This is a genomic window from Sulfobacillus harzensis, assembly GCF_012933365.1.
Taxonomy (GTDB): domain Bacteria; phylum Bacillota; class Sulfobacillia; order Sulfobacillales; family Sulfobacillaceae; genus Sulfobacillus_B; species Sulfobacillus_B harzensis.
Genome location: NZ_JABBVZ010000397.1, coordinates 1 through 205, shown reverse-complemented (window position 1 = coordinate 205; position 205 = coordinate 1). Strand labels below are relative to the sequence as shown.

General features: G+C 59.5%; 1 protein-coding gene. It reads right to left on the bottom strand.

Annotation, left to right across the window (positions count from 1 at the left end; translation table 11 throughout):
- Positions 1 to 205 (bottom strand): transposase (locus HIJ39_RS23620; protein ID WP_169103434.1); only part of this gene is annotated, 205 nt, incomplete at both ends.

The window sequence follows — 205 nt, the reverse complement described above, 5'->3', positions numbered from 1 at the left end:
CCACATAAACGGGACCTGTTCCCGGACGGCCTTGGCAATCTGCCGCGACGAATAAATGCGTTGCGTGTAAGCGTAGACAATCACTTTCGTCAGCATTTTCGGATGATACGGCGGCCGGCCGCCACCCACATAGGGGGCCTCAAAGGTTGCATCCGGTATGCGGTCGATGGCCTCATTGACCACGCGCACCACGTGACGCGGGGGA